Origin of the sequence: Lactobacillus sp. UMNPBX19 (assembly GCF_002553805.1) — a bacterium.
In the GTDB taxonomy this organism is placed as follows: Bacteria; Bacillota; Bacilli; order Lactobacillales; family Lactobacillaceae; genus Lactobacillus.
In genome coordinates, this window is sequence record NZ_PCYR01000012.1 from 1 (window position 1) to 22,314 (window position 22,314).

The following is a 22,314-nucleotide window of genomic DNA, read 5'->3' on the forward strand; positions in this document are numbered from 1 at the left end:
CAGGTCCGAATGGACTTTTTATTTTTTATCAAGTGTTCAATTTAATTTTACAATCGGCGTTTTTTTATCTTTCAAAAATTCCTCCACCTTACTCCAAATAAGTTTTCTCTTTTAACTCTATCATATCAATAATTTTACTATAGTTTAGTATCAGCTACTTACGATGATACTTTTCAAAGAGAACTATTTTTTGAATATAATTATGGTAAAAGCCCGCAAATTAATTGTGAGCTTTTTGACTAATCTATATTCTTTTGCAAACAAATTTTCGCTATAATTATATCCGCAGAAATTTTTATGAGCGGTGGCTGTTTTTTCTCCCGGAGGTGAGGCCTATGGTCCGACATCAATTGGAAAGGGTTCAGCCTAATGAGTGTTTACGAGGCCATTTCGTTAATGCTATTGTTTGGTACTTTTGTGTTAGCATTGCTAACATATATCGACAACCACAACAAAAAATAAAAAACGCCGCTCAATATATAACTTTTGACCGAGTTATTGAGTAGGCGTTTGCCAAAACTATAATTTTGTCACCGCTCTTAAAGCGGGCTGCAAAGGAGATCTTATGATCTCCTTTTTCTTTATCTAAATTATAGCATATTTATTAGTAACTTCGACTTTTATTTTGCTCTACTTGGAACTGAAATAGTCGCACTATCAATTATATGACCTTCCATCTCACGCAAAAAGTCGTTTAACCAATAACCTTCTTTTAGATCAATTTTTGTGTCTAATGCATACACGGTTAAGGTGTAATAGTGCGTCTTATCAGGAGGCATCGGACCTGTATAGCCTTCAACTGGGCCAGAATTTTCACCCAAAAACTTGCTAATATTACTATTATTTCCTTGAACAAAATCAAGGCTGCTATTCTTAGAATGACTAATATTAGCTGGAACATCTCGAACCGGAAGATTGGCAGCTAACCAGTGAATCCAAGTAAATCCACAGACTGGAACTGAATCAAAATCTCTAAAATACACAGCTAAAGTTTTTGCCTTATCAGGCGCATCAGTAATAAAAATTGGAAAAGATCTACTAGGCTTCCCTTCAATCTTTTGATCAGCATTGGCAAATTTACCGTAGCAATCTGGAATAAATCCATTCATAGTTGGAATTTCTATTTTCATTGACGTATCCCCTAAAACTTCGTTTTTTAATTACTATTCTTCTTATGCTACTTCATATTTAAGTACAATTATTTCTCAATTGCCAACAAAACCACTTCATTCAATACTTTAGCCAGTTATCGTGGAATTTAGCCTAGTATACTATAAATTATTTTATCGTCTCTATTTTTTATTTATATTCATGGAAGCTATCGGTGACTCACGTAAAAATGTAAGTATACTTTGACGAACGTCATATGGAGCTAATCTATCGCTGCATTCAAGCAAGACTCTTACCATGCCAATGATGCTATGTACAAATACCTGCACACTAATCATCATTCTCATTTGGTCTTTTTCGTCCATTTTTAACTCATCAATATGTTTCATCTGGCTCATACGTTTCATAATTTCCTCACAACCAGTGTGGAAAATCATATTATAGAAGCGCGTATCCCCATTATCAGATAACAAGAGTTGAATCTCTTTTTTATGCGCATAACAGAACTCAATGGTATTCTTTGTTGCATTTAAAATAGTCTCTAACTGATCTTCAAAAGGCACATCTAAATCAAGATCTCCTAGTGAATCACGATCTTTTTCAACATTTTTTAGATATTCTGCAATAAAGCTATCTTCTGTATCTCTTAGCAAATCATTGACATCTGAATAATATTGATAAAACGTTCTAGTACTTACGCCAGCCTTATCAATAATATCTTTTACCTTTAGCTCATGCACACTCTTATCTTCTAAGCAGCTTAAAAGAGCAGTAATTAAATTACTCTTTGTATTCTGCACCCTAATATCACTCAAACTTTTTCCTCACTTCTCTTTCCTGGATAACTTACTCTTCGTAACTTTCTTTGATATAAAAATTTTTTCTTTTTCAACTTAGTTAACATTCATTGTTTTTACTTTTTTCAATTTATATACTTTAGGTGCAATAGTAAGAATAGGAATTGATAGCGATGATTAACTTAGATAGCAATGATTATGTCATTAACAAAAAAGATCAAAAATTACTTAAACAATTTGAAAAACAAGTTCTAAACTCTCAAATCTTATATCCTTTTCATCAGATTAGACATATCAACTGCGAATTTTTCCACTTTATTAAAGGCTCAGGAAAAGTCTTATTACTTGATTTTGTAATGCAACCTAAAAAACGTAATGTAATTTTTTCTGAGCTACTATTTATTAGTTACAAATACTTAGCTAAGGTCAGATATGACATTGATGACTATTTTCTTAGAAAAAATTGGGTTAATCTGATTAATGTCTCATATACCAATGACATTATTACCGATGTTTCATCTTTCCTAACTAAGATCGATGAAGCAAATAAGCTTGAGTTTAATTAAATACTATAAAAGCCTATTAAATCATGGTTCATCAATACCAAGATTTAATAGGCTTCTTTCATTTATATTCTTTTTTCAGAGATGAGTCTCTTATTCCCATTCAATAGTGGAAGGTGGCTTACTGGTAATATCGTAAACTACGCGGTTAATGTGGTCGCATTCATCTACGATTCTAGTAGAAATCTTGCTCAAAACATCCCATGGAATTTGGGCAAAATCAGCAGTCATACCATCAATTGAAGTTACGGCACGAATACCGATAGTGTAGTCGTAAGTACGCCCATCTCCCATAACCCCAACTGAGCGAATACCTGGAAGAACCGTGAAGTATTGCCAAATATCTTCTTGAAGACCAGCATTCTTGATTTCTTCACGTAAAATAGCATCTGATTCACGCACGATCTTCAGCTTGTCTTCAGTAACTTCGCCAATAACACGAATACCAAGACCTGGACCTGGGAATGGTTGACGCCATACTAAGTCATGAGGAATACCGAGCTTTTCACCAAGTTCACGAACTTCATCCTTGAATAGCTTACGAAGTGGTTCAATTAATTCGAAGTGCATGTCTTCAGGAAGACCACCAACATTGTGGTGTGACTTAATAGTTTGAGCGGTATTCGTTCCAGACTCAATAACATCAGTATAGAGAGTTCCTTGGGCCAAGAAGTCAACATCTTTTAACTTTTTAGCTTCTTCGTTGAAGACTTCGATAAATTCTTTACCGATGATCTTACGTTTTTGTTCAGGATCAGTTACTCCCTTAAGCTTACTCAAGAAACGCTCTTGGGCATTCACGCGAATAATATTAACGCCAAGATCCTTGTTCAAAGCTTGCATTACTTGATCGCCTTCGTCTTTACGAAGCATCCCGTGATCAACAAAAATTGCAGTTAATTGATCACCAATTGCCTTGTGAAGAAGAGTAGCAGTAACACTAGAATCAACCCCACCGGAAAGGCCCAAGATAACCTTCTTATCGCCAACTTTTTGACGAATTTCATCAACTTGCATCTCGATAAAGTCATCCATAGTCCAGTTAGCTTCGGCACCACAAACCTTAAAGGCGAAGTTCTTCAAAATATCTAAACCATACTCTGAATTACGAACTTCGGCATGGAATTGAATTCCGTAGAATTTATTCTCATCGTTAGCAATTGCAGAAATTGGACAGTTCTTACTCTTAGCAGTTACAGTAAAGCCTTCTGGAGCCTTAGTTACTAAGTCACCATGACTCATCCAAACGTATTGTTCTCTTGGCAAGCCCTTAAATAAAACTGCATTAGGATCAATTACCTCAATATCAGCACGACCATATTCGGAATTATCAGCCTTTTCAACCTTACCGCCCAAATCGTAACTCATGAGTTGCATCCCATAACAAATCCCCAAAATTGGAATACCAAGCTTGAAAATTTCAGGATCAACTTTTAAAGCACCTTTGTCATAAACACTGTTTGGACCACCAGAAAAAATAATTCCCTTAGGGGCCATTTCCTTGATCTTTTCAATACTTAAGTCATGTGGTAAAAGTTCTGAATAGATACCAAAGTCACGAATTCGACGAGTAATCAATTGGTTATATTGACTACCAAAATCAAGCACAATAATCTTGTCAAAATCATTTAGATTAGTCTTAACCACAATTTTCTCCTTCTAAAAAATAATTTATCCCTATTTACTAGAAACTTTACTAAGAAAAATTCAATTGGTCAATCATTAATTTATAATTTAATTTCACAAGCATTAAAATATCGCTCTCATAGTCTGTTATATAAAATTAAAGTAAAACTATATTACTTCAGCTTTATATACAAAAGAGGTGACTTTTATGTCTGAAAGAAATTATCTATCTCAGTCTTCTGTTCAAGAATTCTTAACTGCAAGAAAACGCAGCTCAACTTTTATTGCTACTGGAGTGATGCTTTGTATTTTTTCACCGATCACTTTATTGCTTTTAATTAGTCTAACCAAATTAGGTACTCTAACTTCATCCATCAACTTTGCAACCGGAATTGGAGTAATTGCTACACTAGTTCTCGTTGCCATCGCTGTTGCCTGCTTTATTGCCGGTAATTACTGGCTAAAAGTAAACGAAAATTATGAATATGAAGATTGTAATCTTTCTGAGGAACTGCATAAAAAAATTCTCAAGGAAAGTAGAGATTACGAAAACAAACACTACATCTTTAAAATTATTGGTATCGCTTTTTGTATTCTGTCTGCTATTCCTCTTATGAGTGGTGCTTTATTCACTGATGCTCTCTCCAATAGTCGATTAGATGATTTTATGACTGGCCTTTCTTCAATTACAATTTTTCTTGTTGGTATTGGGGTCTTTTTCTTGGTTAAAACTAATATTGTTCACGATAGTTTTAATATTATTTTGCAAATAGATGATTATACTACAGAGAAAAAAGCTGGCAAAAAAGTCATTGAAAAATATACAAGCATTTATTGGATGATAATTGCTTTTATCTACTTAACCTACAGCTTTCTGAGCAATAACTGGCAACAAAGCTGGATTATTTGGCCACTTGCTGGAATTGCATATGGAATTCTTGAGGCAATCCTTTCTTTAAAAAAGAAAAAATCAATTTCAGAATAATATATCAAAAAAAGAGGCCTTGTGTTCGGAAAATGATTCTGCTACACTCTAGATATCAAAATATCTATATATCGTCGTAATAAGGTCGACAGTTTCTACCCGGAACCAATTAATTCTGGACTATAGGTAATCGATGTCATAAGTAGCACTACAAAGGACTTCTTTTACCCTAATTTACGGGTAGAAGAAGTCTTTTTTTGCAGGAGGATAAAATTGAAATTACTTGAGGAACGGATTCGTAAAGATGGAGAAGTATTAGATGGCAATGTTTTAAAAATTAACTCTTTTCTAAATCATCAAGTCGATCCGCAACTTATGATGGAAGTCGGTAAGGAATTTAAGCGTTTATTCGAAAACGAAAAAATTACTAAAGTTCTTACTTGTGAAGCTTCAGGAATTGCTCCTAGTATTATGGCTGCATATCAGTTAAGAGTTCCAATGGTTTTTGCGAGAAAGAAAAAACCTTCAACTCTTAATGATGCTGTTTATTGGGCAGAAGTATTTTCCTACACTAAAAAAGTTAATAATAAAATTTGTGTTGAAAAGAAATTCTTGAGCAGTGACGATCACTTATTAATTATTGATGACTTCTTAGCCCATGGAGAAGCTGTTAAAGGGATGCTTAATATTGCAGATCAAGCAAATGCAACTGTAGCTGGTGTTGGTGTAGTTGTAGCTAAAGAATTCCAAGGTGGCAGCGAATGGGTTAAAGATCATGGCTACCGTCTTGAAGCCTTAGCTAGAATTTCTGATTTTGAAAACAATCAAGTGCATTTTGTAGGAGAAAAATAAATGAAGCACACACAAGTTAACCACAAAAAAGCTGCTTTACTAGGTCTACAACATTTACTCGCAATGTATTCGGGAGCAATTGCCGTTCCTCTTTTAATTGGAACTGCCTTGAAATTCAACTCCACTCAGATGACTTATCTAGTTTCAATCGACATTTTCATGTGTGGTTTAGCAACTGCTCTCCAGCTTCTACGTAATCGTTATTTTGGAATTGGCCTACCTGTTGTTTTAGGGTGTGCTATTCAAGCTGTAGCTCCTCTTCAAATGATTGGGAAAAAATTCACCATTGGTACTATGTATGGTTCAATCATCGTAGCGGGAGTTTTCGTATTTTTAGTAGCAGGCTATTTTTCTAAAATCAAAAAGCTCTTTCCACCAGTTGTAACGGGAAGCTTAATTACAGTAATTGGACTTTCCTTAATTCCGGTTTCTATTCAAAATCTTGGTGGGGGCAATTCTACAGCTAAAAACTTCGGTGATCCTAAAAATCTTTTAACTGGCTTTATAACTGTAGCAATTATTCTTGCCCTTCAAGTTTGGGGCAAAGGATTTATCAAATCCATCGCTGTTTTAGTGGGATTAATTGCAGGAACATTAATTGCCAGTACTCTTGGTATGGTTTCACTTACTCCAGTTGCTCAAGCTTCTTGGTTCCACTTACCTCAACCTTTTTACTTTGGAATGCCACAGTTTGAGTGGTCATCCAGTTTAACAATGATTATCATTGCTCTCGTTTCAATGGTAGAATCTACCGGAGTATTCTTTGCTATTGGCGATTTACTCCACAAAGACATCACTAGCGATGACCTTAAAAAGGGTTATCGTGCTGAAGGGCTCGCACAGATCCTGGGCGGAGTCTTTAACACATTCCCCTACACTACTTTTTCACAAAATGTAGGTTTACTGGAATTATCAGGTATTACCACAAAAAGACCAATTTACTGGGCATCCGGATTTTTAATGTTAATGGGATTATTACCTAAGTTTGGTGCTTTAGTAACTATTATCCCTGACTCTGTCTTAGGTGGCGCAATGCTTGTAATGTTTACAATGATTGCCGTCCAAGGAATGAGAATGCTAAAGAGAGTAGACTTTGAGGATACTCGTAATATCCTAATCGTAGCTATTTCAATTGGTCTCGGATTAGGTGTTACTGTTTATCCACAAGTTTTCCAAGCTTTACCAGAAACTATTCAATTATTCCTTGGAAATGGTATTGTTGTAGCAAGCTTAAGTGCTACGATTCTCAATTTACTATTTAAAGGAAAATCTGGCTTAGAAGAGCAACATATTCCTGCTACCCCAGAAAAAATTGAAGTACAAAGCTAAATAAAAATATTTTCTTAAAACCAATAAAAAAGGACTTGGAGATTCCAAGCCCTTTTTTAATGTTCTATTTTAATTAAACATCAATCACAGATACCTCTGCACCTAGTTGACGCAACTTTTGTTCAATTCTATCATAGCCACGCAAAATGTTTCCTGCATTTGAAATGATAGTTTCACCATCTGCCATTAAGCCAGCAAGCATCAAACAAGCTCCTGCTCTAATTTCACCAGCACTAACATGTGCTCCATGCAAATGATGAGTTGGATGAACTAAGATAATATTATCTTCTACTTGAATATTAGCACCCATCTTCTGAAGTTCAGGAATATGACCAACACGTTTAGGATATATTTGATCAATTACTACGCCTTCACCGCTCTTAGCTGTTAAAAGAAGTGGAGTAATTGGCTGCTGTAAATCAGTCGCAAATCCAGGATATACGTCAGTTCTAACTTGAATCATTTTCAAGTCACCTGCTGGATAAACATAAAGTGAATCTTCATCAGCATCAATTACTACACCCATTTCTTCTACTTTAGCTAAATAAGAATCTAGGTGTTCTTCGATAATATTATGAATTCTAATACCATTTCCGATGCAGGCGGCTAGAGCCACATATGTTCCAGCTTCAATTCGATCAGGAATAATAGTATGAGGAGTTTGTGCTTTTAATTCCTCTACTCCTTCAATTCGAATCACTTCAGTACCTGCACCACGAATAACAGCGCCCATATTATTCAAAAATGTAGCTAAATCAATAATTTCCGGTTCCTTAGCCGCATTTTCAATAATAGTTTGGCCCTTTGCCATTACGCTAGCCATAATTATATTCATTGTTGCGCCTACAGAAGGCATCTTTAAATGAATTTTTGCACCACGAAGCCCAGTTTTAGGAGCTGTAATGATAATTTGATCGTTTTCATTCTCAACAGTTGCACCTAATGCTTCAAAGCCTTTAATATGCTGATCAATAGGACGAGGGCCAATATCATCTCCGCCTGGAAAGCCCACCACAGCTTTACCAAAGCGACCTAATAATGCACCCATAAAGTAATAAGAAGCTCTCAAGCTCTTAATCTTTCCTGCTGGAAGGGGACTACGCTTAATGTTATCCGGATTTATTCGTAAAGTAGTTTCATGAAAATCACACTTTACATCCATTTCACCAAGTAGATCCATCAAATTATCTACATCAGCAATTCGCGGAACCCCTTCTAGGGTAACAGGAGTCCGCGAAAGTATTGACGCTGGAATCAATGCTACAGTGGAATTCTTAGCACCGCCGATCCATACGTCGCCCTTCAGGGGCTTTCCACCATGAATAATCATCTGTTTCATTGGGGAAACAATCCTTTTCTCTATTTGTAATACCCAAATGTATCACAAAATATATTAAATGAAAAACTCAAAAAAAACAAGAGAAGCCGAGGATTATGGCTCTCTTGTTACCGAAATTTAATTTTTAAAGTCTAGTTAAAATGTTGTGCTGGAAGACCACTTGCTGCACCAATAAATGCTTTAAATAATCCTTCTGGTCTTTGTGGACGACTTAAAAATTCTGGATGATATTGAGCTGCGATAAAGAATTTTTTATTTGGAATTTCAATAATTTCTACTAAATGATTATCTGGAGAAACACCAGAGAAGACCATGCCTGCCTTTTCAAATGCTTCACGATATTCATTATTGAATTCATAACGGTGACGGTGTCTTTCTTGAATTACATCTTGGTCATCATATGCTTCACGGGTCTTAGTGCCCTTCTTTAAAGTTGCTGGGTATAGACCTAAACGAAGCGTACCACCAATATTTTCTTCATCACGCTTGTCAGCCATAATATCAATAATATTATTCTTAGTGTCTGGATTAGCTTCTGCACTATTAGCATCTTTTAAGCCGAGTACATTTCTGGCAAATTCAACGCTTGCCATTTGCATACCTAAGCAGATTCCTAAAAATGGGATATCGTGTTCACGGGCATATTTAATTGAAGTAATCATACCTTCAAGACCACGTGTACCAAAACCACCAGGTACAATTAATCCATCTGAATCCTTCATAATTTCTGCAATATTGTCTTCAGTAATGTCTTCTGCTTGAACCTTATTTACCTTAATTTTAGTGTCATATAAGTAGCCAGCGTGTTGCAATGCATCAGTAACAGAAATATATGCATCTTCAAGTTCTACATACTTACCTACTAAGGTAATGGTAGTTTCGTGCTTTAAGTTCTTTGCACGTTCATCTAATTTCTTCCAAACTTCCATATCTGCTTCTGGCTTTGGAGTCTCCAAGTGTAAAAAGTCGCAAACCTTTTGATCCATACCTTGAGCTTGAAAAGCAAGTGGTAAATCAAAAAGTGAAGGAGCATCAATAGATTCAATAATGCGGTCTACTGGAACATCAGTAAAGGTAGAAATCTTATTTTTTAACTCTTGAGCAATTGGTTTCTCAGCTCTTAAAACAAGCATATTTGGTTGAATACCAATACTTCTAAGTTCGGCAACTGAATGTTGTGTTGGCTTAGTTTTCATTTCGTGAGCAGCATGAAGATAAGGTACTAATGTACAGTGAATATACATTACATTTTCTTCACCAACTTCACGACGCATTTGGCGAATTGCTTCCATAAATGGAGTAGACTCGATATCACCTACAGTACCACCAATTTCAGAAATAATGACATCTGAATCGGTTGTTAAGGCAGCACGCATGATTTTTTTCTTAATCATGTCCGTAATATGCGGAATTACTTGCACAGTTGCACCATGATAGTCACCGCGACGTTCTTTATCAAGCACTTCTTGATAAATTTTACCAGTAGTAACATTAGAATATTTACTTGTTCTAACATCAACAATTCTTTCATAGTGACCCAAGTCAAGGTCAGCTTCTGTACCATCATCGGTAACATAAACTTCCCCATGTTGATATGGATTCATTGTACCTGGATCGATATTAATGTAAGGATCAAACTTTTGCATGGTAACTTTTAAGCCACGATTTTTAAGTAAACGTCCTAAACTTGAAGCTGAAATCCCCTTACCTAGTGATGAAACAACTCCACCAGTCACAAAAATATACTTTGTCATGCCGTGCTTCCTCTCTTTTCTTTTATTCTCTGTTAAAATCAAAAAAAGCTCCCAAATACATGGGAGCTTAATTGCACATAGAGTGCCCATACAAAATACTAAAGGGAAATTTGCTTTCCGTCAAGTACTTTACTCATCATCGTCATCAAGATCATCTTGATGAAGTTCAGATAATTGGCCTTCAATACCATCATCTAATTCATTGTCATCGGCATCATCAAGATCATCATCTGAGTAGTCGTCTTCATTAGTATCTTCTTCGTCAACATCCAAATCTTCATCTTCTGGATCATCTGAATCGTAGTCGATAATATCATCATCGTCAGAATCACCAATGAAAGCATTAACTTTCTTATGGTGTTTCTTACGTGGTACATCTTCTTCATCTTCTGGATGGTTTACTTCTTCATCAACAGATTCATATGGGAACCAAGAACGCAATGCCCAAACATTATCACCCATTGAAATGAATTCACCATCAGTGTTCATATCAGTGTAAAATTGTGGCAAACGCTCACGAATTTCTTCGTCACTCTTACCCAGAAAGTTCTGGACGGCGTTAACGATATCAGCAAAGGCCATTCGCTTGCCGCTATCTTGTAAAATTGTACGAGCAACTTCGATCATTGACAATTCGTCTTTATTTTGGCCTTGAAAATCATCTAACCCCACAGTGGCACGTCCTTTCACGTAATCAATTTATCTAAATTTGCTAAAGATCTATTCTATTATATCAATCTTTATTGCATAGTTACCTACTAAGTATAGACCAGAAAAGAGATCATATTCAACTTTTAGTTGCATCTTTCCTAGAGAAATTTCAGAAAAATTCAATTTATTAGTCAAAGACTCTAAATTCATTTGCTTACCAGAAGCTACAACCTTGCATTTTCTTTTTTCTCCTGGTTCAAATTTCATTAGCGTATGATCACCTTTAGCGTCTCCTCGTTGCATTACAAGCTCATTTGGCTTAATTAATAATTTTACTTCAACATCGCCCTCTTTATTTTTTTCCCTATATTTTATGCGCCAATCTTCGCCAACTTTTTCAATTGATCCTAAGCCATCTCTTTCAAAAACGGCTGACTCATCTTCCTGATGAATTTTACTAGTAATTTTAATCTCAACTTTCTTGCTCATATTTTCACCTTCATTCACGCCAAGATAGCCTTAAAGTAGCATTATTGTTATAATCAAATTGATTATACGTTAGCAAATTTATTTTATTATCCGAGAAAATAGTATAAGAAAAATGGAAAAATTTCAAAGTAAAAAGCTGGATCATGAAAAAGTATTAAGAGATCCAGTTCACAATTATATTCATGTTAAAGATCAAGTTATTTTAGATATCATTAATTCAAAGGAATTCCAACGTTTACGCCGAATTAAGCAATTAGGACCGGCATCTTACGTTTTTCAAGGAGCAACTCATACACGTTTTGAACATAACCTAGGTGTTTATGAATTAACTCGAAGAATTTGTGATATCTTTGAAGAAAAGTATGTAAGTAAAGAACCAGGCGATGGATTATGGAATCCAGATGAAAGACTCTTAGCAGAATGTGCAGCTTTACTTCATGATATCGGTCATGGCCCTTATTCTCATACTTTTGAGCATCTATTTGGTACTAATCATGAAAAAATGGGCCAACAGATTATTACCGATAAAAATACTGAAGTTAATCAAGCCTTAAGAAAAATAAGTCCTAATTTTCCAGAATTAGTAGCTAGTGTTATTGCTAAAACCTACCCTAATCCTCAGGTAGTCAAACTAATTTCAAGTCAAGCAGACGCAGATAGAATGGATTATTTATTACGCGACGCTTATTTCACTGGTGTTACTTACGGAAGCTTTGATTTAACGAGAATTTTAGAAGTAATCCGTCCATATCGTGATGGTATCTGCTTTACAGATAAAGGAATTCACTCAGTCGAAGATTACATTATTAGCCGTTACCAAATGTATCAACAAGTTTACTTTCACCGTGTCAATCGTTCAATGGAAGTTATCTTACATCACTTACTTGAAAGAGCTCAAATCATCTATGAAGAAGGCAAACTTCAAGTTACTCCTCAACTAGAAGCATTTTTAAACGGAAAATGGACTCTTGAGGATTACATTAAGTTAGATGATGGCGTAATGGAAACTAATTTCTTACTCTGGACCAACTCAGGGGATCAAATTTTATCTGATCTTTCAAATCGTTACTTATACCGTCATCCCCTTGAAAGTGTCAAAATCAATGAAGATACTAAGAGTTTACTGCCAAAACTAAAGAATCTTATTAAACAAGCCGGCTTTGATCCTAATTACTACACTGCTACCAATTCAGCTTTTGATGAGCCATATGACGCATATAAGCCAACTGGAAAAAATGCTCACAGTCCAATTGAAATCATGCAAGCTGATGGTAGCTTAGTCGAACTATCTGAATTGAGCCCACTCGTTAAATCCTTAAATGGAACTCTTCAAGGAGATGAACGTTTCTTCTTTCCAAAAGTAATGGTTAAAGAAACTGATGAACCTCAAATTTTTGATCCAATTTATCAAGAATTCCAAAAATATATTCGAAATAATACTTTACGTTACTTACGACGTCCAAATAAAAAGAAATAAATTAAAGACGCATTGATAAAATTCAATGCGTCTTTTACTATGCCTTAACTGCAAAAGCTTCATAAGGTTTTAAAACCATATCTTTTAAACTGTCTCGTTTTTCATAGTTACTAATCAAAACTTTTTTAAAAGATATATCTAAATTTAGATTTTGTTCTTCACCAGACAGGTTAGATACTATTAACCACTTTTCATCTTCTAGTTTTCGCCAAAAGGCCAAAATATTATCACTAGTATTTTCAACAAGTTCAAAATCTCCATCCACTACAACAGAATTTTCATGACGAAGTCTAATTAATTTTTGATAGGTGTAAAAAATAGAATTTGGATCTTCTAAGGCTTCTTTAACGTTAATGGTCTTGTAGTTTGGGTTTAATTTTAGCCACGGTGTTCCTGTAGTAAAGTCAGCATTTTCTTCGTTTGACCACTGCATTGGACGTCGTGCATTATCTCGACCTTTAGTATTAATTGCTTTAATTAGTTCATCCTTACTGTAGCCCTTATCAATTCTTTCACGATACATATTGATACTTTCAATATCTTCTACTTCATCAATTGACTTAACAGGGCAATTGGTCATCCCAATTTCTTCGCCATTATAGATGTAAGGTGTCCCATGCATTAAATGCAGTACAATCGCAAACATTTTTGCGCTTTGAACTCGATATTCTTTGTCATTTCCCCATCGTGAAATAACTCGCGGAATATCATGATTTTCCCAAAAAAGACTATTCCATGCATGATTAAAATCAATTTCTGTCTGCCATTTAACTAGAACTTTTTTCAATTCGCCTAAATCAAGCGGACGTAAATCCCATTTTTCTTTTCCTTCTTGCTGATCTAAGCTTTGATTTTCAAATTGAAATACCATCGATAATTCATGACGAGCTGGATCTGAATATTTTGCAGCAATCTTTGGAGTAGAGTTCCATGTTTCACCCACTGTCATTAATTCTTTACCGGCAAAAGTATTCTCATTCATCTCTTTTAAATATGGATGAAGCATTGGACCATTCTCACGAATCTTTTTATCGGGATCTTTTCCGATAAGTTCAATCACATCCATCCTAAAGCCGCCAATTCCCTTATCGATCCAATAATTCATCATTTCATAGATTTTATTTCTTAATTTTGGGTTCTTCCAATTAAGATCTGGCTGTTGATCTGCAAAGAAGTGTAAGTAATATTGACCAGTTTTTTCATCAAACTTCCAAGCCGATCCAGAAAATGCCGACTTCAAATCATTAGGTGCATGGCCCTCTACCGGATCACGCCAAATATAGAAATCTCTGTATGGATTCTCCTTACTTTTTCTTGCTTCAATGAACCAAGGATGCTGATCAGATGTATGGTTAACGACAAGGTCCATAATAATGCGTATATGATGTTTTCTAGCTTCTCTAATCAGATTATCCATGTCATCCATTGTTCCGTATTGTGGGTCTATTTTTTGATAATCAGAGATATCATAGCCATTATCTACACCAGGGGATAAGTAAACGGGTGATAACCAAATAGCATCAATTCCTAGTTTTTCTAAATATCCTAATCGCGAAATGATTCCTGGAATATCTCCAATTCCATCTCCATTACTATCTTGAAATGACTTAGGATAAACTTGATAAACGACCGCTTTTTTCCACCAAGGTTTCATATTTTTCTCCTTCAAACAAATAAAAAAGTGCCCTGTTAAACAGGACACTTTTTTCACATAAACTTTAATTTGATTAGCCTTTATCAGCACCTGCTGTGATTCCATTAACATAGAATTTTTGCATTACAATGAACAAAATTGTAATTGGGATCGCAATGATTACACATCCGGCAATGAACTGAGTAAAGAATTGAGCCATCGTACCCTTTGCCGAGTGAACCATGTTGTACAGTCCATAGGCAACAGTGTAGGTCTTCGGATTTCCTGAGGTAGAGAGGATGATACCTGAGAAAATGAAGTCTACCCATGGTGCCATGAATGAAGTAAGAGCAGTATAAACAATCATTGGCTTTGAAAGTGGTAATCCAATATGAATGAATACTTGCCATTTCGTAGCGCCATCAATTTCAGCAGCTTCATCAATTGCTCGTGGCATTGTATCAAAGAAACCTTTTGCAATGTAGAAGCCAAGGCCAGCACCACCAACATAGACTAAGATCAATCCACCAAGGTTTAACATGTTTAATGCCTTTAAAATGTAGTACAAGGCAATCATAGACATGAAACCTGGGAACATCCCTAATACCAAAGCAATTTGTAAGAATGGCTTACGGAAGCGGAAACGTAATCTTGATAATACGTAAGCAACTCCGATAGTTACAAACGTTGATAATGTTGCTGAAACTACAGCGACAAATAGTGTATTTAACACCCAATTTACAAATGGATATTGTGAACTAGTAAGAATACCAACATAATTTTGCCAAGTAAATTTTTCTGGCCAAATTGTAGATACAAATCCTGTGTTGTTGTATGAAAAACTTGCTAAAATGATCCAAATAATTGGGAAAATCCATAATACGGCTAGGATAGCTAATAGAACATATCTAAAAATTAAAGCAATTCTTCTTTGGTTATGATAAGACTTCATTTTTAGCCCTCCTTGTACGCATTAGTATGACGATATGCAATTAGTGAGAATGTAGCACTAATGATAAAGATCAAGATACCCAAAACAGCGGATGCATTGTAGCGTTGCTCTTGACCAAATGTCAAGTTATAGAGCCAAGTTACAAGCAAGTCTGTTGAACCAGCACCATTGTAGTTATTGTTCATTGGTGCACCACCAGTCAGCAAGTAGATAACATTGAAGTTGTTGATGTTACCAATAAATTGTTGAATCAAAGCTGGAGACATTACGAATAAAATTTGAGGGAATGTAATGTGGTTAAAAATTTGTACTGGGCTTGCACCGTCAATACGCGCAGCTTCAATTTGATCTTGCGGTAAGTTTTGAATAATAGCTGTTGAAGTTAACATTGAAACTGGGATACCAATCCACATGTTAACAACAATAACTGTAATTCTAGCAACAAGGGGACTAGCCTGGTTATCAATGAAGTGAATTGGATGGCTAATCCATCCCCAATTCATAAGTAAGGTGTTCAATGGTCCTTGATAGTCAAGGAATTGTGCCATCATTAATAGAGAAACAAATTGTGGTACAGCATAAACAATTACGAAAATTGTTCTCCATAAATTCTTATGCTTAATTCCCTTTGATTCAATCAAAAGGGCTAATAAGACACCAAAGAAGAAAGTAGTAGCGGTAGCAGCAACTGCCCAAATTAAGGTCCAACCTAAAACTGGGAAGAAAGTACCTGCTAAATCACCACTCAACACGTTTCCAAATGCTTGAAAACCAGTCCAGGAAAATCCAACTGAGTGTTGACGATCATAGTTAGTAAATGCCATTGAAATCATGAAGACTGTTGGCAAAACCGTAAATAAAATGATTAAAACAATTGGAATTGTCATCAAAGTTGCATGCAATCTTTGGTCAAACAAAGATGCAATTTCTTCACGGTTAGTTGGAATATGTTCATGTCTCTTTTCTAATAAGAAAGTATGCTTATTAGATTTTAAATTAATGATATATAGATATATAAAACCAGCAACAATGAATAAAGCCAAAATACCAAATAATAGAATTAAAACAGAACTATCTGGCTGCTGAGTAACATATACTCCTTGAGCTTTATCAAATACAACGCGTTTACTCTTTATTGCACCTAAGTTACTTAAACCAGCAATTGAATGAATTCCACTTAAAAAGAACCAAACTAAAAATACAATTTCAGCAAATAAAAGTGAAAATCCTTTTACCCATTGCCGATGTTTAATAGCATTTAAGCCCATGATGAAGAATGATAATTTAGTTACTGTATCTCCATCTTTCCATGTTTCCTTTAAGGTAACTGCAGGCGTAGCATGTTTTTTCTTAAACATAATTAATCAAACCTTTGCTTATGTGATTTTTCAAGATTACTCTTCTTTAGAAATCTTCTTTTGTAATTTAGCAAGCTTACTCTTGTATTGAGATGGCTTAATCTTGCCGTCGTAAGCACCGCTAATTAATGGAGCTGAGTCGTTCCAGAAGATTGACATTTGTGGCAATTTAGGTTGAAGAACTGAGTAGCCTGGTTGAGCCATTTGAATTACAGCTTTAGCAACTGGATCATTCTTAACCTCTGCAGTATTTTGAGCTGCCTTGTTTACAGGAATTTCACCAGCATTCTTGTGAACAATTAATTGGTTTTCTTTGTTAGATAAGTATTTAGCTAAAATCGCTGCATTCTTAGCATTAGAAGTATGTGAGTTAACAGCGAAACATTCAATACCTAGGAAAGCTTCCATTTGAGCAGTCTTACCGCCCACTTCAATAGTTGGATATGGAGCAACTCCTAAGTTCTTGCCTAAAATCTTCTTAATATTAGCTGCGTTCCACGGACCATCTAAGATAGCTTGAGCATTGCCCTTCTTCAATTGGTTAAGTGCATTTGAAGTTTGCATAACGCCTTTATTACTCTTTTGTTCTGCATACCACTTCATTGCGTTTACACCATTTTGTGAATCCATAGTAGAGCCTTTTACATCTTCTCCGCTATTACCAAATAACTTTGTACCTGCAGAGAACATTACTGGCCACATTACATAAGCATTAGTGAAGTCAGTTGCAACTACACCTTTAGAGGTCATAGTCTTCCAAGATTTAACATCTTCTGGTGAAAGCTTAGACTTGTCATAGTAAACAGTTTGAGCTTGTTCAGAATATGGATATGCGTAAAGCTTGCCTTTCCATTCAACACCTTTGTATGCTTCTGGAACAGAATTCTTCTTAATTTCTTTAGTATCAGATGGTGACAATGGGTTAATGTAACCTGAATCTGCCATTTGACCTAATTGGTCATTTGGAACACCAAACACATCGGCAGCTTTTGAAGGATCTTTAGCAACATCAGTTTTAGCATTAGCTGAACCATTAGGGTTTTGAGTAACCTTAACTTTAATATTAGGGTGTTCTTTTTCAAAGTCCTTTACCACGCCCTTATACCAACTAACACGAGCAGTATCTACCCAAAGAGTTAATTGTTTGTTTGAGCTCTTTGATTCATTTGAATTAGAGTTGTTACTACAAGCTGTTAATGAAATAGCTGATAGAGCTACAACACTACTTAAAGCCAATTTTTTCCATAACTTCATGATATTTCCTCCTAGCCATGACTGGCTGAATACATTATTACAACCGTGAACCAAATTTCACACTCGTTGTAAACTTATTAATATTTTGCAGAAGCGTCCTCTCCTGCAAGTTAACGAATTGCATTCGTTGTATCTTTATCAAAGAAGTGGGCTTTATTAACATCAAATCCCATTTTTACTTTATCGCCTGGAGTATGGTAATCACGGGCATTTACAATGGCTACAAATTCTGTTCCATCAACTTTTTGATAAAGCTGAATAGTTGAGCCCAGTAGCTCTGAAACAACAACAGTTGATTCAACAATTTGGTTAGGCCAAGTTTCAAGGAATGCTTCCTCTGAATGAATATCTTCTGGACGGATACCAAATACTAAATCTTTATCGTCATATCCCTTTTCTTTAAGCATCTTTGCTTTACCTTCAGGGATTTCGATATCTAGACCTTTTCCGTCGCTAATTCGATTTCCTTTAAAGTGAACATTAAAGAAGTTCATTTGAGGAGATCCGATAAAACCAGCAACAAACATATTTACCGGTCTATTGTAAACTTCTAGAGGTGTACCAATTTGTTGAACTTTACCAACTGACATAACTACTACCCGATCTGCTAAAGTCATGGCTTCAGTTTGATCGTGAGTAACGTAAATCGTAGTAGTTCCCAAATTTTGGTGCAACTTAGCAATTTCGGCACGCATTGTGACACGTAATTTTGCATCCAAGTTTGATAAAGGTTCATCCATTAAGAAAATTGGAGCATCCCGGACAATTGCCCGTCCTAAGGCAACACGCTGTCTTTGACCACCAGATAATTCAGCTGGTTTTTTATCAAGATATTCTGATAAACCTAAAATATCTGCTGCATGCTTAACTCGCTTATCAATTTCGTCTTTCTTATAGTGACGAAGCTTTAATCCAAAAGCCATGTTGTCGTAAATAGACATATGAGGGTACAAAGCATAGTTTTGGAAAACCATGGCAATATCTCTATCTTTTGGTGCAACGTCATTCATTACCTTATGGTCAATCTCTAAAGTACCTTTAGAAATATCTTCTAGACCGGCAACCATTCTCAAAGTAGTTGATTTACCACAACCAGATGGTCCAACAAAAACGATAAATTCCTTATCTTTAATATGTAAATCAAAGTCATTAACTGAATATTTATCATTTCCTTCGTACTTTTTATAGATATGGTTTAAATCTACTTCAACCATTCTCTTTCCCTACTTCCCTCTTACTTTTTATTAAAAACTGATTCAATTTCTGAAAGTTTCAATTCTTTAGTAGTTGGAACAATATAATCAGCCTCTTTCAAGACCTCTTTATTCCCAATTCCAACTGCAAATTGACCAGCACTTTTAATTGATTGAACACCGGCTTGAGCATCTTCAAAACTAATTACTTCGTCTGCATTCAAACCAGCCAATTCTTGTGCCTTTTCATAAATTTCTGGATCTGGTTTTCCGCGATGAAGCGTTGCTGGATCAACAATGCCATCAAATTCATCCATAATTCCTAACTTTGTTAAAATCTTAGGTGCATTTTTTGAGGCAGAAGCAATAATCATTTTTAAGTTTTGCTTCTTTGCATCACTAAGTAGTTCTGGAATACCTGGCAAAATATCTGCTGGCGTCATTTTTTCAACTTGTTCAACAAATTTAGTATTCTTTTCTGCTGCGAACTTTTCTTTTTCTGCTTCAGAATATTTATCTTCCTGATCGCCATATTTCAAAATTAGATTTAAAGAATCCATTCTTGAAATACCCCTTAAGCTATCAAGTTGATCATCCGTTAAGTTAATCCCTAATTCCTTAGCTAAATTATTCCAAGCAGTTAAATGGTAGACAGCTGAATTTGTTAAAACTCCATCTAAGTCAAAAATTAGTCCTTTAAGCATTCGCTTTCACCTTCTTTAAGCATTACCTTCTTATCATTAACAAGAATTTCTAGATCTTTGCCTTCAAGTAAAGAGATCTTGGTTTCTTGATGATCAACATAAACTTTAATTAAACGACCACGGTAGTTAATCTTAAAGCTATAGTGATCCCAGTTATCTGGAATAAATGGCTTAAATTTCAATTGGTCATGATCGTATCTCATTCCAGCAAATCCCTGAACAATAGCTAACCATGATCCACTCATCGAAGTAATATGCAAACCATCAACTGTATCATTGTTGTAATTATCTAAATCAAGTCTTGCAGTTCTTTCATACAGTTCAACTGCCTTATCTTTTTTTCCTAATTCAGCAGCTAAAACTGAATGAATTGAAGGTGAAAGTGAACTTTCATGAACAGTTAAAGGTTCATAGAAATCAAAGTTCTTTTCTTTTTGATCCTTAGTATAGTTTTCTGGGAAGAAATAGATACCTTGCAAAACATCAGCTTGTTTAATAAATGGTGATCTTAAGATCTTATCCCAAGACCAATGTTGGTTAATAGGACGTTGATCTTCAATTTCACTAACGGGACGAATCTCTTTATCAAGAAAATCATCTTGTTGTAAGAAAATACCTAATTCCTTGTCTTCCGGTAGATAAATCTTATCAACAATGTCTTGCCACTTTTCTTTTTCTTCTTCAGTAACATGAACTCGTTCTTGTGCCTCCTTAGTTGCAAGCGGCAAACGCTCTAGTGTATATTTCAGAAGCCATCTTGCCATAGTATTAGTAAACCAGTTATTATTTACATTATTTTCATATTCATTTGGCCCGGTAACACCATGCATTACATACTTGTTACGCCACTTAGACCAATGAACTCGAGCTGCCCAGAATCTTGCGGTTCCAACTAAGACATCCATACCTTCATTCTTAACATAGCTATCATCGCCCGTATATTCGGTATACATAGCAATCGCATGTGGAATATCAGCATTTCTGTGAATTTCTTCAAAAGTAATTTCCCATTCGTTATGACATTCAATACCATTGAAAGTTACCATTGGGAACAAGGCACCTGGAAGGCCTTGTTCTTTAGCATTGTGATATGCTCCTGGTAATTGATTATGACGATATTGAAGAAGGGCTTTAGTAACGCTTGGGTTAGTAATTCCTAAGTACATTGGAACGATGTAAGCCTCAGTATCCCAATAAGTAGCACCACCGTATTTTTCGCCAGTAAATCCCTTAGGACCAACGTTCAAGCGTTCATCTTCACCGTAGTATGTCATGAACAATTGAGCAATATTAAATCTAATCCCCTGTTGTGCTGCTGCATCACCAGAAATTTCAACATCACTCATATCCCAACGTTTTTGCCATTCAGCAGTATGGTCAGCTAAGTTTTCTTCAAAGCTCTTTGATTGAAGCTTATTCATTAAATCTTCAGCAACACTTGCTTGATCTTTTTCTTCAACATCTCTACTTGTTATAACAATAACGTCTTTTTCAAGTTCGTAGCTTTGTCCTTCACTTAATTCTACTGAAAACTTTTCGCTTAACTTGGCTTCTTTAGTAGAAGCTTCAGTTTGAATTAGTTCACCATTGTGGCGTAAAGATTCTTGAAGTAAAACTGTGAATTGAGGCACTTCATAAGGATTAGGCTTAGTTTTTACCTGGATAGTTTTTGTATCCTTATTCTCACCAAGTGGAATCCAGAATCGTTCATCGTAGTTGCTATCTTCATTAACAACTGTTCCATCTAAAGTGGAATCAAAATCAATCTTGGCCTCTCCTTTAAGTACTGTCGCTTTTACCTTAATTAAAGCAGCTTCTTTTTGTACAATATGGAGAAAACGTTCAAATTCAAATTTAACTTTGACATCTTTACCTTCATAGATAAAACTTCTTGAAAGAAGTCCTTGATGCATATCAAGTGATAATTCAAAATCACTAAATTTCACTTTGGCTAAATCAATTTTTTCACCGTTGACGGTGATCCCAATTCCAATAAAACTTGGAGCATTTGGTGTCTTACCAAAGTACTTTGGGTATCCATTCTTCCACCAACCAACAACTGTCTTATCTGGGAACCACACACCTGCTAAATATGTTCCTTGAAGTGTGTCGCCAGAGTAACCCTCCTCAAAGTTTCCTCTCATTCCCATATAATCGTTACCAATTGCAGTAATACTTTCTTGTAACCTTTTATCTTCCTTAGAAAATTCATGTGTCGTTACTTTCCAAGGATCAACTTCAAAAATTCTCTTCATCATCATTCTCCATCACTTTCGTGAAGTCTTTTTATTTACAAATCTATTATCTA

Annotated in this window: 20 protein-coding genes and 1 riboswitch; of the genes, 6 read left to right on the forward strand and 14 right to left on the reverse strand. The window is 35.4% G+C overall.

Annotated features, from left to right (window positions below; translation table 11 throughout):
* Window positions 1–396: 396 nt before the first annotated feature.
* Complete coding sequence (locus CP370_RS04870; protein WP_228764854.1) at window positions 397–462, forward strand: putative holin-like toxin; 66 nt, start codon at window positions 397–399, stop codon at window positions 460–462.
* A 158-nt stretch (window positions 463–620) separates the two neighbouring features.
* Here CP370_RS04870 and CP370_RS04875 read toward each other — a convergent pair whose 3' ends face one another.
* Together CP370_RS04875 and CP370_RS04880 are read right to left on the reverse strand one after the other, a co-directional pair.
* Window positions 621–1,130, reverse strand: coding sequence for a YbhB/YbcL family Raf kinase inhibitor-like protein (locus CP370_RS04875; protein ID WP_087713302.1), 510 nt, complete (start codon window positions 1,128–1,130; stop codon window positions 621–623).
* Window positions 1,131–1,292: 162 nt separating this feature from the next.
* On the reverse strand, window positions 1,293–1,925 hold the full coding sequence (locus CP370_RS04880) for a TetR/AcrR family transcriptional regulator (RefSeq protein WP_087713303.1): 633 nt from the start codon (window positions 1,923–1,925) through the stop codon (window positions 1,293–1,295).
* A gap of 155 nt (window positions 1,926–2,080) precedes the next feature.
* Here CP370_RS04880 and CP370_RS04885 point away from each other — a divergent pair, with 155 nt between their 5' ends.
* On the forward strand, window positions 2,081–2,473 hold the full coding sequence (locus tag CP370_RS04885) for a hypothetical protein (RefSeq protein WP_087713304.1): 393 nt from the start codon (window positions 2,081–2,083) through the stop codon (window positions 2,471–2,473).
* Between the two features lie 90 nt (window positions 2,474–2,563).
* Here CP370_RS04885 and guaA read toward each other — a convergent pair whose 3' ends face one another.
* Window positions 2,564–4,117, reverse strand: coding sequence for a glutamine-hydrolyzing GMP synthase (gene guaA, locus CP370_RS04890; RefSeq protein WP_087713305.1), 1,554 nt, complete (start codon window positions 4,115–4,117; stop codon window positions 2,564–2,566).
* A 187-nt stretch (window positions 4,118–4,304) separates the two neighbouring features.
* Here guaA and CP370_RS04895 point away from each other — a divergent pair, with 187 nt between their 5' ends.
* The 3 genes from CP370_RS04895 (at window position 4,305) to CP370_RS04905 (ending at window position 7,202) form a co-directional block, all read left to right on the forward strand.
* The gene (locus CP370_RS04895; RefSeq protein ID WP_087713306.1) at window positions 4,305–5,081 is read left to right on the forward strand and encodes a beta-carotene 15,15'-monooxygenase; all 777 of its coding nucleotides are present in this window, start codon (window positions 4,305–4,307) and stop codon (window positions 5,079–5,081) included.
* Between the two features lie 44 nt (window positions 5,082–5,125).
* A riboswitch (purine riboswitch) is annotated at window positions 5,126–5,224 on the forward strand.
* 70 nt (window positions 5,225–5,294) lie between these two features.
* Complete coding sequence (locus CP370_RS04900; protein ID WP_087713307.1) at window positions 5,295–5,873, forward strand: xanthine phosphoribosyltransferase; 579 nt, start codon at window positions 5,295–5,297, stop codon at window positions 5,871–5,873.
* Window positions 5,874–7,202, forward strand: a complete 1,329-nt coding sequence (locus CP370_RS04905; protein ID WP_087713308.1) for a nucleobase:cation symporter-2 family protein — start codon at window positions 5,874–5,876, stop codon at window positions 7,200–7,202. It abuts the gene before it with no gap.
* Window positions 7,203–7,275: 73 nt separating this feature from the next.
* Here CP370_RS04905 and CP370_RS04910 read toward each other — a convergent pair whose 3' ends face one another.
* The 4 genes from CP370_RS04910 to CP370_RS04925 form a co-directional block, all read right to left on the reverse strand.
* Entirely contained in the window at window positions 7,276–8,541 is a 1,266-nt protein-coding gene (locus CP370_RS04910) for a UDP-N-acetylglucosamine 1-carboxyvinyltransferase (protein ID WP_087713309.1), read from the reverse strand.
* Window positions 8,542–8,672: 131 nt separating this feature from the next.
* Window positions 8,673–10,295, reverse strand: coding sequence for a CTP synthase (locus tag CP370_RS04915; protein ID WP_087713310.1), 1,623 nt, complete (start codon window positions 10,293–10,295; stop codon window positions 8,673–8,675).
* Between the two features lie 129 nt (window positions 10,296–10,424).
* Complete coding sequence (gene rpoE / locus CP370_RS04920) at window positions 10,425–10,967, reverse strand: DNA-directed RNA polymerase subunit delta (protein ID WP_012845594.1); 543 nt, start codon at window positions 10,965–10,967, stop codon at window positions 10,425–10,427.
* A 48-nt stretch (window positions 10,968–11,015) separates the two neighbouring features.
* Complete coding sequence (locus tag CP370_RS04925) at window positions 11,016–11,435, reverse strand: DUF1934 domain-containing protein (protein WP_087713311.1); 420 nt, start codon at window positions 11,433–11,435, stop codon at window positions 11,016–11,018.
* A 112-nt stretch (window positions 11,436–11,547) separates the two neighbouring features.
* Between CP370_RS04925 and CP370_RS04930 the strand changes: the two genes are divergently transcribed.
* Window positions 11,548–12,912, forward strand: coding sequence for an HD domain-containing protein (locus CP370_RS04930; RefSeq protein WP_087713312.1), 1,365 nt, complete (start codon window positions 11,548–11,550; stop codon window positions 12,910–12,912).
* A gap of 37 nt (window positions 12,913–12,949) precedes the next feature.
* On the opposite strand, the gene CP370_RS04935 is transcribed toward CP370_RS04930, so the two are convergent.
* From CP370_RS04935 to CP370_RS04965, 7 genes are all read right to left on the reverse strand, one after another.
* Window positions 12,950–14,566, reverse strand: a complete 1,617-nt coding sequence (locus CP370_RS04935; RefSeq protein WP_087713313.1) for an alpha-glucosidase — start codon at window positions 14,564–14,566, stop codon at window positions 12,950–12,952.
* A gap of 73 nt (window positions 14,567–14,639) precedes the next feature.
* Window positions 14,640–15,497, reverse strand: coding sequence for a sugar ABC transporter permease (locus tag CP370_RS04940; protein ID WP_004895978.1), 858 nt, complete (start codon window positions 15,495–15,497; stop codon window positions 14,640–14,642).
* A gap of 2 nt (window positions 15,498–15,499) precedes the next feature.
* Window positions 15,500–16,855 (reverse strand): carbohydrate ABC transporter permease, encoded by a 1,356-nt coding sequence (locus CP370_RS04945; RefSeq protein WP_087284872.1) that lies wholly within the window; start codon window positions 16,853–16,855, stop codon window positions 15,500–15,502.
* Between the two features lie 36 nt (window positions 16,856–16,891).
* Window positions 16,892–18,109, reverse strand: coding sequence for an extracellular solute-binding protein (locus tag CP370_RS04950; protein WP_087713314.1), 1,218 nt, complete (start codon window positions 18,107–18,109; stop codon window positions 16,892–16,894).
* A 110-nt stretch (window positions 18,110–18,219) separates the two neighbouring features.
* Window positions 18,220–19,323: an ABC transporter ATP-binding protein gene (locus CP370_RS04955; RefSeq protein WP_087713315.1), complete on the reverse strand. Its 1,104-nt coding sequence runs from the start codon at window positions 19,321–19,323 to the stop codon at window positions 18,220–18,222.
* Between the two features lie 20 nt (window positions 19,324–19,343).
* A complete protein-coding gene (gene pgmB, locus CP370_RS04960) occupies window positions 19,344–20,006 on the reverse strand; it encodes a beta-phosphoglucomutase (RefSeq protein WP_012845587.1) in 663 nt (220 codons plus the stop codon).
* Window positions 19,991–22,261, reverse strand: coding sequence for a glycoside hydrolase family 65 protein (locus CP370_RS04965; protein WP_087713316.1), 2,271 nt, complete (start codon window positions 22,259–22,261; stop codon window positions 19,991–19,993). Before CP370_RS04965 ends, pgmB begins: the two co-directional genes overlap by 16 nt.
* Between the last annotated feature and the right edge of the window lie 53 nt (window positions 22,262–22,314).